Here is a 12172-nt window from a genome sequence, read left to right as displayed (position 1 = left end):
GCAGGAGCCGATCGCACGACGCCGTCCTCCACGTCGGACCAGCCGCGGCGCCCGCCTCTCGGGCGTCCTCCCGCGCTGCCCTCCCGCACCGCTCCCCGGTGTCCTGCACCGCTCGCGGTGCTCCGCACTCGCGCCCTCCCGGCGCTCGAACTGATCGGCGACGCTGCCGATCGAGGAGGAAGACCCCATGGACAAGCGACGTCCTTCCACTCCCTGGCTCGCCCGCTCCGGAGCGGCCCTCGCCGGCTGCCTGCTGCTGACCGGTGTCGGCTCCGCCGCCGCCTTCGCCGACACCGAGTACGGCGACGGCGAGGTCGACGTGAACGTGTCGATCGCCGAGCTCGAGCAGCCCGGCGTGCTCGCGATGAGCGTCGCCGGCACCGCGGCGACGCTGACCGAGAGCGGCTCCACGCCGACCGTCCGGCAGTTCACCGGCGAGCTGCCCGAGGTGACCGTCACCGACACCCGCGCCGCGGACGAGATCCCCGACGGCGCCGGCTGGTACGTGCTCGGCTCCTCGAGCGACTTCACCGGCGATGACGGCCAGGAGCCGATCGGCGCCGACCACCTCGGCTGGACGCCGCAGCTCGTCGACGGCGGCGACTCCGGCCTCGTCGCCGAGGGCGACCCGGTCGACACCGTGCTCGACGAGGGCCCCGACGCGGTCGGCCTCGTCGACCAGGAGCTGCTCGCCATCGCCCTCGACTCCCAGGGCGTCGCCGCCGAGGGCTCCTGGAGCGTCAAGGCCGGCCTCACGCTCAAGACCGAGGCGGACGTCGCTCCCGGCGACTACTCCTCGGTGCTGACCCTCTCGCTCTTCGAATGAGCGGATCGGGACCCCGGGCGCTCGCGATGACCGCGGTCGGCGCCCTGCTCACGGCGGGTCTGCTCGCCGCGGCCGCCCCGGCGAGCGCCGCGGGCGCCTGGGCGCCGGAGCCCTCGTACACCTCGACCGACACGGGCGACGGCCGCTACCGCGTGCCGCTGCTGAACGCGGACGTGCCCGACGTCAGCGTCGAGCGCGTTCCCGCGGCCGAGAACGACGAGGGCCGCGACGTCTACTACATGATCTCGACGACGATGCATCTGAGCCCGGGCGCTCCGATCATGAAGTCCTACGACCTCGTGAACTGGGAGATCGTGAACTACGTCTTCGACCGCCTCGAGATCGGCGACCGGTTCTCGCTGCGCAACGGCCAGAGCTCCTACGGCAACGGCCAGTGGGCCTCGTCGCTGCGGTACCACGACGGCCGGTACTACGTCGTCTTCAACACCAACAACCTCGGCGGCTCCTACCTCTACTCCACCGACGACATCGAGGACGGGGCCTGGACCCGCACGGCGCTCGGCCGCGCCTTCCACGATCCGTCGCTGTTCTTCGACGACGCCGACGGCGGAACGCCGTACATCTTCTACGGCTCCGGCTCGACCAGCGCGGTGAAGCTCAGCGACGACCTCACGACGGTCGTCGCGGAGTACCCGGGCATCCTCCGCACCTCCGACTACCCGGGCGCCGGCTACCTCGGCGGTCTGTTCGAGGGCGCGCAGGTGCAGTACATCGACGGGCAGTACTACATCGTGATCATCACCTGGCCCGCGGGCCAGGGCCGCCAGGTCGCGCTGTTCCGCTCGTCCGAGCTGCTCGGCCGCTACGCCACCGCCGACGGCGGCAACCCCTACGAGGGCCGCGGAGTGCTGAACTCCAGCGGCTTCGCGCAGGGGAGTCTCGTGCCGATCGCCCGCGAGGACGGCACCACCGACTGGCACGGGATGTTCTTCCGCGACAGCTTCCCGACCGGCCGCATCCCGGGCCTCATCCCGGCGACCTGGACGGACGGCTGGCCGACCTTCGGCACGAACGGCGCGGTCCCGGTGGGCGGCAGCTTCCCGAAGCCGATCCGGCTGAGTCCGGAGGAGGAGCTCTTCGAGAGTCAGAAGAGCCTCGTCGTCTCGGACGACTTCGACAACGATGCCCCGGCCAAGGCGTACCAGGACGAGGAGTGGACGATCCCGGCCGCCCCGAGCATCGACCCGGCGCTGATCGGCGTCGAGCTGCTGCAGAACCCGGGAGCGGAGTCGGGCACGGCGCCGTGGGCGGGTCAGTTCGGGGCGACCCTCACGGCCGACACGAGCGACCCGGCCTCGGGAGCCGCGGCACTGAAGGTCGGCACCAGGACCCTGAACGGCTCCGGACCGAGCCAGCTCCTCGCCCGGAAGCTCCAGCCCGGCGTCACCTACACGGTCTCCGCCAAGGTGAAGCACACCAGCGGGCTTGCCTCGGTCCGCTTCAACCTCTGCGCCGACTTCGGCGCCGGTCCGCAGACCATGGTCACGGCCGCCGTCCCGCAGGGGCAGTGGACCACGATCACGGGCCGCTACACCGTGCCGCAGAATGCGGACGTCTCGAGCGTGAAGTTCGCGGTCGAGACGCCGTGGGGCAGCCCGCAGCCCGCGTCCTCGAGCGTCGAGTACCTGCTCGACGACGTGTCGATGATCGGCGCCGCTCCGACGACCGAGCTGCCGTCCGCCGCCGAGATCGCGCCGAACGGCTCGCGGCTGGACCCGGCCTGGCAGTGGAACCACGCCCCCGACAACCGCTACTGGTCCCTGACCGAGCGCGAGGGCTGGCTCCGCCTGACCAACGGCAAGGTCGTCACCGGTGAGTACCGGCACACCAAGCTGTCGGACTCGCCCGAGCTGACCTGGCTCGAGGAGGCGCGCAACACGCTCTCGCAGCGGATCGTCGCGCCGAAGCAGTCGGCCGAGACGACGTTGGACGTGTCGGGGATGAAGGACGGCGACGTCGCCGGCCTCGCCGCCTACAACCGCGGCTTCTCGTACGTCGCGGTGAAGCGGGTGGACGGCGTGAACACGGTCGGAGTCGTGAACCGCAGCCAGCCGTTCGCGCAGACCTTCGATCAGGCGGCCGTGGAGGCGTTCCTCCCCGGCACCACCGCGACGCTGCCCGGCACCGCCGAGGTGCACCTGAAGGCCGACCTGGAGCTGAACAACCCGGCGGGCCAGCTCTGGACGACCTTCTCCTACAGCCTCGACGGCACGACGTGGACGACGCTCGGCAGCCGCGTGGGCCCGCAGACGCTCGACGGGACGCTGACCCACTTCATGGGCCACCGCCTCGGCCTGTTCAGCTACGCCACGAAGACGACCGGCGGCCACGTCGACGTCGACGAGTTCCTGCTGAGCGACACGCTCTCCTCGGAGGGGAAGGCGCTCGACCGCGCTCCGCTCGACGCCGCGATCGCGCACGCCGCGACCCTCCGCGAGGCCGACTACCCGGCCGACGCGTGGGCCGAGATGCGGACCGTGCTGGCGAAGGCGCAGGCCGTCACCACCGCCGGCACGCAGAACCGGCTCGACGCCCCGGAGCGCGCGCTCAGCTACCAGCTGGCCCGCCTCGGGACGCTGAAGGCGGCGGCGCTCGACGTCACCGCCGAGGCGAGCACGCGCTGCATCGCCGGCAAGGTCGTCGTCACCGTGAAGGCGACCAACCGCGAGCAGGTGCCCGTCGCGGTCGAGATGACCACTCCGCACGGCACGACGTCGTTCGCCGCGGTCGCTCCCGGGAGGAACGCGAGCCACGCGTTCACGACCCGCAAGACGAGCGTCCCCACCGGCGAGGCGGTGGTCACCGCGACCGCCACCGTCGACGGCGCCCCCGTCACGACCACCGTCCGCGCGCCCCATCCGGCGGCGAGCTGCGGCTGATCCTCGCGGGCGGACGGCCCTCCCGGCCGCCCGCCCGCGACCCCCGACCCGTCGCCGGCGCTCGCCGCCGACGACGACATCCAGAACGACGACACCGAGAACCACGACAGACAGAACGACGCGATCAAGGAGGATCCGTGGAGACACGACAAGAAGCCGCCCCGAAGGGCCGGCTGCGATTGAGGCTGCTGGCGACAGCGGCGCTGACCGCACTGCTGATGGCGCCCTTCGCCGCCCAGACCTCGACCGCCGCCGAGCAGGAGCTCATCGTCAACGGCGGGTTCGAGAACGGCGTGGCGAACTGGTTCGTCAACAACGGCAACGCCGCCGACGCCGGCAGCATCGCCGTGACGGCGGATGCGAGGACGGGATCGAGCGCCGCGCTCGTGACCGGGCGCACCACGACCGGTGCTGGAGCCATGCAGGACCTCTCCGGCAAGGTCACCGCCGGTCAGACCTACCAGGTCAAGGCGCAGATCAAGTACGAGAACGCGGCGGGCCCCGCGACCAAGCAGTTCTTCGCCACGATGCACTACGGCGGAGGCACCTACACGAACCTCGCGAGCGTCACCGCGACCAAGGGGCAGTGGGCGTCGATCAACGGCTCCTTCACCATCCCCGCGGGCCAGAGCGTCGCCACCGCGCGGCTCTTCTTCGAGACCCCGTGGACGGCCACCCCGTCGGCCGCGCCCGACACCCACCTGATGGACTACAAGCTCGACGACGTCTCGCTCGTCGGCGCCGCGCCGCCGGCCCCCGCGTCGAAGACCATCGAGGTCGTCGGCAAGGTGCCGGGCGACCACAACCCGCTCATCGGCTGGAAGTTCGGAGCCGACGGCTTCGGCTTCGTCGAGAACGGTCGCGTGTACATGTACATGACGAACGACACCCAGGGCTACGCCCCGAACCCGGCGACGGGCGTCTCTCCGCAGATCGACTACGGGAAGATCAACCAGATCACCGTGATCTCCTCCGACGACCTCGTCAACTGGACCGACCACGGCGAGATCCAGGTCGCCGGCTCCGCGGGAGTCGCGCCCTTCACCGGCAACTCGTGGGCGCCCGGCATGGCCAAGAAGACCGTGAACGGCGTCGACAAGTACTTCCTCTACTACGCCAACGGCGGCGGCTCGAGCAACGTGATCACCGGTGACTCGCCGGTCGGCCCGTGGACCAGCCAGCGCACGAGCACGCTGATCAACGACACGACGCCCGGTGCGGACGTCGCGTGGAAGTTCGACCCGGCGCCGCTCATCGACGACGACGGCCAGGGCTACCTGTTCTTCGGCGGCGGACCCGCCTCGACCGCCCTCTCCGCGGCCGAGCGCTTCAACAACCCGAAGAACATCCGCGTGATCGAGCTCGGCGACGACATGATCTCGACCGAGGGGACGGCCGCCGTGGTCGACGCCCCGGTCGCGTTCGAGGCGGCCCAGGTCTTCGAGCGCGAGGGCAAGTACTACCTCTCCTACTCGTCGCACTTCGGCGGCAACGACTTCGGCGGCAACCAGACCCGCGTGCCCGGCTACCCGGGCGGCGGCGAGATCGGCTACATGATCTCCGACGACCCGATGTCGTGGCCCAAGGAGGCGTACGCCGGCGTGATGTTCCCGAACCAGAGCCGCTTCTTCGGAGCGGGCACGGGCGGCAACAACCACCAGTCGGTCTTCGAGCTCGGCGGCAAGTACTACTTCACCTACCACGCGCCCACGCTGAACAAGCGGATCAACGGCGACACCACCCAGGGCTACCGCAGCCCGCACATCCAGGAGCTGCAGTTCACCGCGGACGGCACGGTCCAGCAGGTCGTCGGCGACTACGCCGGCGTCGACCAGGTCAAGGACTTCGACCCGTTCCGCACCTTCCCCGCCGAGACCATCGGCTGGAGCAAGGGCATCGCGACCGCACCGCTGGGCACCCCCACGGCCGGCGCGACGCAGAACCTCGTCCTGCGCGACCTCGACAACGGGGACTGGACCGCGCTGTCCTCGGTCGACTTCGGCGACACGGGAGCGGCGACGTTCTCGGCCCGCGCGAAGGCCCTGCAGGCCGGCGGCACCGTCACCGTGCGCCTCGACTCCGAGACCGGGCCCGTCGCGGGCGTGCTCGCGGTGAACGGGACCACGGGGGAGTGGGCCGACGTCAGCACCGCGCTGACCGGGGCGACCGGAGTGCACGACGTGTACTTCAGCTACTCCGGCCCGACCGGCGACCTGTTCGAGCTCGACACCTTCGCCTTCACCGAGGGCGAGGCGGCCCCGGCCCTCGAGCTCGCGGCGAGCGCCTCCACCCGCTGCATCGCGGGCAAGGCGATCATCACGGCGCAGGCGACGAACGAGTCCGGCGCCACCGCCGCGGTGACGATGACGACCGCCTACGGCACGAAGACGTTCGCGTCGGTCGCCCCCGGCAAGACCGTCTCGCACGCCTTCACCACCCGGCAGGTCGACCTGCCCGCCGGCGCGGTCACGGTCGGCGCCACGGCGACGATCGACGGCGCCCCCGTCTCCACGGAGGTGACCGCCGCCTACCCGGCCCGCCCCTGCGCCTGACGCACCCCCGCCCCATGCTGGTCGAGTAGCCGCCCATGCTGGTCGAGTAGCCGCGCAGCGGCGTATCGAGACCCACGTCCCTTCGACGGTGGATCTCGATACGCCCTCTGCGAGGGCTACTCGATCAGCATGGAGCGGCGTATCGAGACCCGCCCACCACGCCCCCTCCCCATCGCGCAACCCCCGCCCCCATCCCGAGCCGCGCCGCCGCCGATCGCGGGCCGCGTCCTGGAACGTCAGTAGTGTGCGGCCCATGCGCACTCTGTACCCCGAGATCGAGCCCTTCCACACCGGGATGCTCGACGTCGGCGACGGCCACGAGATCTACTGGGAGGCCTCCGGCAACCCCGAGGGCAAGCCCGTCGTCTTCCTCCACGGCGGACCGGGCGCCGGCGCCTCCGCCGCCCACCGCCGCCTGTTCGACCCGGAGAAGTACCGGATCGTGCTCCTCGACCAGCGGATGTGCGGCCGCTCCACCCCGCACGCGAGCGAGCCGGACGCCGACCTCTCCACCAACACCACCTGGTACCTCGTCTCCGACCTCGAGAAGCTCCGCGAGCACCTCGACATCGAGCGCTGGCAGGTCTTCGGCGGCTCCTGGGGCTCCACGCTGGCGCTCGCCTACGCCGAGTCGCACCCCGAGCGCGTCACCGAGATCGTCCTCCGCGGCATCTTCACCCTCCGCCGGGCCGAGCTGGAGTGGTTCTACGAGGGCGGCGCCGCCGCCGTCTACCCGGACCTCTGGGAGGGCTACACCTCGGTCATCCCCGCGGGCGAGCGCGGCAGCCTGATCGAGGCCTACTACCGGCTGCTGCACGACGCCGACCCCGCCGTGCACGGGCCGGCCGGCGTCGCCTGGACCACCTGGGAGTCCTCGACCATCACGCTCCTGCAGAAGCCCGAGATGATCCAGGCGTGGTCCGACCCCGCCTTCGCCCTGGCCTTCGCGCGGATCGAGAACCACTACTTCGTGCACAAGGGCTGGCTGGAGGAGGGGCAGCTCATCCGCGACGTCGGCGTGCTGCGCGACATCCCGGCCGTCATCGTCCAGGGCCGCTACGACATGTGCACGCCCGCCTTCACCGCGTGGGATCTGCACCGCGCCTGGCCCGAGGCCGACTTCCAGCTGATCCCCGACGCCGGGCACGCCTTCGACGAGCCGGGCATCCTCGACGCGCTGATCGAGGCGACCGACCGCTTCGCCTCCTGAGCCGATCCGCCGTCCCGTCCCGCCCTGCCGGCGGGGCGGACTAGCCTGGGCGGATGCGCGCGGACGACACCTCGGGGATGGACGACTGGCCCACCGGCCGCCTCCTCGCCACGGCGTCCCGGATGGTCGAGCACGCCTGGCACGGCGCGCTCGCCGAGATCGGACTCACCCACGCGGGCCTGGTCGTGCTGCACCTGCTGCAGTCCGGGCCGGCCGCGCAGAAGGAGCTCGCCGCCTCCGCCCACGTCGAGGTGCAGACCATGTCGCGCACCATCGAGCGCCTCGAGCGCGAGGGCCACGTCTCGCGCGTGAGCGACCCCGCCGATCGCCGCCGGCAGCTGGTGTCCCTGACCGAGATGGGCGTCGAGGCCTGGCAGCGCGCCCATCGCCTCGAGGTCGACATGCTGCCCGGCACGCTCGACCACGGTCCGCTGCGCGAGGCGCTGCTCGACATCATCCGCGACGCGAGCGAGTCGCGCTGGGGCTGATCCCGCCGGCCCGAGCCGCGGGCGTCGTCCGCAACCCCGGGCAGCACGTCCTCGGTCAGCGCTAGTTTGACCGCATGACCTTCAACGACGACTCCCAGCTCAGCGGCGGCAAGGTCCGCCGCCGCGGCCGCACCACCGGCATCGCGGTCGGCGGAGGCGCGGTGGGCGTCGTCGTGCTCGCCCTCCTCTCGCAGCTGCTCGGTTTCGACCTGTCCGGGCTGGGCGGTCTCGTCGGCGGAGGCGGGACGTCGCCCGAGCAGGTCACCAGCGAGGCCGTCGCCTGCGACAGCGGCGCCGACGCGAACGCCGAGGTCGACTGCCGGCTCGAGGGCGCGGCGGAGTCGCTCGACCGCTACTGGGCCGGCGCCGCGGGCTCGATCGGCGCGACCTACACGACCACCGGCGGCGTCATCGTCTTCGAGGACCAGACCAGCACGGGCTGCGGAAACGCGACCGCCGCGGTGGGCCCGTTCTACTGCCCGCCGGACCAGACGATCTACCTCGACACCGACTTCTTCGACGAGCTCCGCACCCGCTTCGACACCTCGGGCGGCTCGCTGGCGCAGATGTACATCCTGGCCCACGAGTGGGGCCACCACATCCAGAGCCTGACCGGCGCGATGGAGTCGGCCGACCGCACCGGCACGGGTCCCGACTCCGACTCGGTGCGCCTCGAGCTGCAGGCCGACTGCTACGCCGGCGCCTGGGTCGGCGACGCCTCGACCGTCCCCGACGAGACCGGCACCCCCTACCTCAAGCCGGTCACGCAGGAGCAGTACCGCGACGCCCTCGACGCCGCCGCGGCCGTCGGCGACGACCGCATCCAGGAGCAGGCCACCGGCACCGTCGACCCCGAGGGCTGGACCCACGGCTCCGCCGAGCAGCGCCAGCGCTGGTTCCAGGCCGGCTTCGACGCCGACGCCACCGCCTGCGACACCTTCGCCGTCCCCGGCTCCGCCCTCTGACCCACGCGCACCCGCATGCTGGTCGAGTAGCCCCGAAGGGGCGTATCGAGACCCACCGTCTCCGACACGTCGGATCTCGATACGGCCGCTCCGCGCCCTACTCGATCAGCATGAACCGCATGCTGGTCGAGTAGCCCCGGAGGGGCGTATCGAGACCCCCTCAGCTCACCGAGTCGCTCGGCTCCTCCATGTACCACTCCGTGAACGAGCAGGCCCGCCCGTCCGGCGCGAAGCGGATCACCCACAGATTCAGGTAGGTCCGGTCCGACGGGTAGATGGTCCGCGCCTCCACCACCGCCGTGCTCTCCGTCAGCGCGACGAGCCCCCACGCGAACGTCGGGTCGTCCGGCTCGCTCTCCGCGATCCACCACTCCACGACGGCGTCCCGCGGGGTGATCGCCTCCGCGTACGGCGTCGTGAAGTACTCCGCGTCCTCGGTGAAGAGCGCCGCGACATCGGCGGGGTCGTCCGTCGCCCAGGCCTTCTCGTACCCGGCGATCCAGCTCTCGATCTCGATCATGCGCCCATCCTCGTCCCGCCCGCCGCCGCCCGGTAGAGCGATCGGGAAGGATTCCGAGTCCCGGTCGGTTCGGCTCAGGGGCCCGGCGATGCAAAGCTGGGCAATACGACCCGCCGCCCAGGACGCCTCACCGAGGCGCCCCGCCGAGGCACGCCGACGACACGAAGGACCGCAGTGCCCGACTCCGACAGACGCTCGCTCACCCGCTCGCCCGACCCGCGCCTGATCACCGCCGTCCTCGCCTTCGCGGGGATGAGCGCCTCGTTCATGCAGACGCTCGTCGTCCCGATCCAGTCGGAGCTGCCCGCGCTGCTCGGCGCGGACCGCAGCGAGACCGCGTGGGTGATCACCGCGACGCTGCTCAGCGCCTGCATCCTCACCCCGGTCTCCGGTCGCCTGGGCGACCTCTACGGCAAGCGCCGGATGGCCCTCGCCGCGCTCGTCGTCCTCGTGATCGGCTCGATCGTCTGCGCCTTCGCGGTCGACGTCTGGACCCTCGTCGTCGGCCGGGCCCTCCAGGGCGCCGTGATGGGCGTCATCCCGCTCGGCATCTCGATCCTCCGCGACACCCTGCACCGCGACCGCCTGCCCGGCGCGATCGCCCTCGTCAGCGCCACGCTCGGCATCGGCGGCGCGCTCGGCCTGCCGCTCAGCGCCCTGGTCGCCGAGAACCTCGACTGGCACGTGCTGTTCTGGATGTCCGCCGGACTCGGCGTCCTCGACATCGTCCTCGTGCTCCTCGTCATCCCCGTCTCGACTCTGCGCTCGCCCGGGCGCTTCGACGTCGTCGGCACCATCGGCCTCGCGATCGGCCTCAGCGGCATCCTGATCGCCGTCTCCCGCGGCAACGACGCGGGCTGGACGAGCCCCGCCATCCTCGGCTCCGGGCTCGGCGGCGTCGCGGTCCTGCTGATCTGGGGCTGGTACGAGCTGCGGCAGGAGAGCCCGCTGGTCGATCTCCGGGTCGCCGCCCGCCCGGCCGTGCTCTTCACGAACCTCGCCTCGGTGGCCGTCGGCTTCGCCTTCTTCGGCGCGCAGATCACCCTGCCGCAGCGCCTCGAGCTCCCCGCCGCCTCGGGCGTGGGCTTCGGCCTCAGCCTGATCGTGGCGAGCCTCGTCCTCGCGCCGTCCGGGCTCGCGATGATGGCGACCTCGCCGCTGGCCGCCCGGCTCTCGGCGCAGTCCGGTCCGCGCCTGGTGCTGGTCTCGGGGGCGGCGCTGATCGCCGTGTCCTACCTGCTGATCCTCCCGTTCGGCGCCGAGGTCTGGCAGATCCTCGTGATCAACGCGCTGATCGGCGTCGGCCTCGGCCTCGCCTACGCCGCCATGCCGACCCTGATCATGCACGCGGTGCCGGCGTCGGAGACCGCGGCGGCGAACGGCCTCAACTCGCTGATGCGCACCCTCGGCACGACGCTGTCCTCCGCGGTCACCGCGGCGGTGCTGGCGCAGCTGACCGTCTCGGTCGGCGCCGTCGACCTGCCGAGCTCCGAGGCGTTCCGGACGACGTTCGTGATCGGCGCGATCGGCGCCGTGGTCGCGGTCGTCCTGGGGCTGCTGATCCCGAAGGTCTCCCGCCCGGAGGTGCGCCCGGCGCTGCCCTGATCCGGGCGGCCGGTCGCGGTCACTCGTCGTCGAGGAGCAGCCGCTCGATCTGCAGCTCGCGCAGGCGCACGGTCGCCAGCTGGTTCTCCCGCGCGGCGATCGCGAGCCGGCAGAGCAGCACGGCGAGCACGAGCACGATCACGACGACCGCGATGGCGACGACGATGTAGAGGACGCCGAAGGCGGTGATGGCGGAGGTCATTCTCCGACGCTAGCCAGCGGGCGCGGCGCCGGGCGTCCCCCGCGGGGCGGAGGCGGGCGGAGCCCTGGCCGGACTCCTCGGAACCGCGATGGCGTCTCACAACCGGGCCCGAGGTGCCCGCGCGTAGGGTGGCTCCCCGTGGAACCCCGAACTCCCGACCGCACGGCGCCCGCCGTCCCCCCGCTGACGGACGAGGTCGCCCAGGCGCTCGACGCCGGCACCGTCGCCGAGATCCGCGCTCTCCGCGACGACTTCGCGCGATTCATGCTGCAGTACAAGTTCGGCATGGACGAGATCGTCACGAAGGTGACGATCCTGCAGGAGGAGTTCCGCGAGATGCGGGAGTACAACCCGATCGAGCACGTCTCGAGCCGGCTGAAGTCGGCCGACAGCCTGATCGAGAAGATCGAGCGCAAGGGCTGCGACACCTCGTTCGAGGGCATCGCCGGCGCGATCACCGACATCGCGGGCGTCCGGATCACCTGCAGCTTCGTCTCGGACGTCTACCGCGTCTTCGACATGCTCACCTCGCAGGCCGACGTCCGCGTCCTCGAGGTGAAGGACTACATCGCCACCCCGAAGGAGAACGGCTACAAGAGCCTGCACGCCATCGTCGAGGTGCCGGTCTTCCTCTCCGGCGGCTCGGTGAACGTCTGCGTCGAGGTCCAGTTCCGCACCATCGCGATGGACTTCTGGGCGAGCCTCGAGCACAAGATCTACTACAAGTACGACCGGCAGGTCCCGCAGCAGCTGCTCGACGGCCTCTCCGACGCCGCGCGCACCGCCGCCGCCCTCGACGCCGACATGGAGCGCCTGCACCGCCAGGTCCGCGGCGAGCTCCCCCTCGACCCGGTCCTCCGCGTCCTCGACGTCTGACCCGCCGCGGACATGCTGATCGAGCAGC

The 12172-nt window shown here is 71.6% G+C and carries 10 protein-coding genes; 8 read left to right on the top strand and 2 right to left on the bottom strand.

Annotated elements, in window-relative coordinates; all coding sequences use genetic code 11:
- Positions 1-187: 187 nt before the first annotated feature.
- From HQQ82_RS09075 to HQQ82_RS09050, 6 genes are all read left to right on the top strand, one after another.
- Positions 188-826, top strand: coding sequence for a hypothetical protein (locus HQQ82_RS09075; RefSeq protein ID WP_173232698.1), 639 nt, complete (start codon positions 188-190; stop codon positions 824-826).
- Entirely contained in the window at positions 823-3726 is a 2904-nt protein-coding gene (locus HQQ82_RS09070; RefSeq protein WP_173232697.1) for a family 43 glycosylhydrolase, read from the top strand. The genes HQQ82_RS09075 and HQQ82_RS09070 overlap by 4 nt, the downstream gene beginning before the upstream one ends.
- 137 nt (positions 3727-3863) lie before the next feature.
- Positions 3864-6278 (top strand): family 43 glycosylhydrolase, encoded by a 2415-nt coding sequence (locus tag HQQ82_RS09065; protein ID WP_216848427.1) that lies wholly within the window; start codon positions 3864-3866, stop codon positions 6276-6278.
- 253 nt (positions 6279-6531) lie between these two features.
- Positions 6532-7488 (top strand): prolyl aminopeptidase, encoded by a 957-nt coding sequence (pip, locus tag HQQ82_RS09060; protein ID WP_173232696.1) that lies wholly within the window; start codon positions 6532-6534, stop codon positions 7486-7488.
- 53 nt (positions 7489-7541) lie between these two features.
- The gene (locus HQQ82_RS09055; RefSeq protein ID WP_173232695.1) at positions 7542-7976 is read left to right on the top strand and encodes a MarR family winged helix-turn-helix transcriptional regulator; all 435 of its coding nucleotides are present in this window, start codon (positions 7542-7544) and stop codon (positions 7974-7976) included.
- A 74-nt stretch (positions 7977-8050) separates the two neighbouring features.
- On the top strand, positions 8051-8941 hold the full coding sequence (locus HQQ82_RS09050; protein ID WP_173232694.1) for a neutral zinc metallopeptidase: 891 nt from the start codon (positions 8051-8053) through the stop codon (positions 8939-8941).
- A 160-nt stretch (positions 8942-9101) separates the two neighbouring features.
- On the opposite strand, the gene HQQ82_RS09045 is transcribed toward HQQ82_RS09050, so the two are convergent.
- Positions 9102-9461: a nuclear transport factor 2 family protein gene (locus HQQ82_RS09045; RefSeq protein WP_173232693.1), complete on the bottom strand. Its 360-nt coding sequence runs from the start codon at positions 9459-9461 to the stop codon at positions 9102-9104.
- 174 nt (positions 9462-9635) lie between these two features.
- Here HQQ82_RS09045 and HQQ82_RS09040 point away from each other — a divergent pair, with 174 nt between their 5' ends.
- The gene (locus HQQ82_RS09040) at positions 9636-11066 is read left to right on the top strand and encodes an MFS transporter (RefSeq protein WP_367947893.1); all 1431 of its coding nucleotides are present in this window, start codon (positions 9636-9638) and stop codon (positions 11064-11066) included.
- Positions 11067-11085: 19 nt separating this feature from the next.
- On the opposite strand, the gene HQQ82_RS09035 is transcribed toward HQQ82_RS09040, so the two are convergent.
- Positions 11086-11268, bottom strand: coding sequence for a hypothetical protein (locus tag HQQ82_RS09035; RefSeq protein ID WP_173232692.1), 183 nt, complete (start codon positions 11266-11268; stop codon positions 11086-11088).
- Between the two features lie 264 nt (positions 11269-11532).
- Between HQQ82_RS09035 and HQQ82_RS09030 the strand changes: the two genes are divergently transcribed.
- Complete coding sequence (locus HQQ82_RS09030; RefSeq protein ID WP_173232987.1) at positions 11533-12144, top strand: GTP pyrophosphokinase family protein; 612 nt, start codon at positions 11533-11535, stop codon at positions 12142-12144.
- Positions 12145-12172: the final 28 nt, after the last annotated feature.

Origin of the sequence: Rathayibacter sp. VKM Ac-2856 (genome assembly GCF_013205055.1) — a bacterium.
GTDB lineage: Bacteria > Actinomycetota > Actinomycetes > Actinomycetales > Microbacteriaceae > Rathayibacter.
Note: the sequence above shows the minus strand (reverse complement) of the source record. Positions and strands in the feature narration are given on the sequence as shown.

Bases quoted from the DNA above. Each gene is read 5' to 3' on its own strand.
- HQQ82_RS09075 (WP_173232698.1), top strand. From the start codon at position 188: ATGGACAAGCGACGTCCTTCCACTCCCTGGCTCGCCCGCTCCGGAGCG.
- HQQ82_RS09070 (WP_173232697.1), top strand. From the start codon at position 823: ATGAGCGGATCGGGACCCCGGGCGCTCGCGATGACCGCGGTCGGCGCC.
- pip (WP_173232696.1), top strand. From the start codon at position 6,532: ATGCGCACTCTGTACCCCGAGATCGAGCCCTTCCACACCGGGATGCTC.
- HQQ82_RS09055 (WP_173232695.1), top strand. From the start codon at position 7,542: ATGCGCGCGGACGACACCTCGGGGATGGACGACTGGCCCACCGGCCGC.
- HQQ82_RS09050 (WP_173232694.1), top strand. From the start codon at position 8,051: ATGACCTTCAACGACGACTCCCAGCTCAGCGGCGGCAAGGTCCGCCGC.
- HQQ82_RS09045 (WP_173232693.1), bottom strand. From the start codon at position 9,461: ATGATCGAGATCGAGAGCTGGATCGCCGGGTACGAGAAGGCCTGGGCG.
- HQQ82_RS09035 (WP_173232692.1), bottom strand. From the start codon at position 11,268: ATGACCTCCGCCATCACCGCCTTCGGCGTCCTCTACATCGTCGTCGCC.
- HQQ82_RS09030 (WP_173232987.1), top strand. From the start codon at position 11,533: ATGCTGCAGTACAAGTTCGGCATGGACGAGATCGTCACGAAGGTGACG.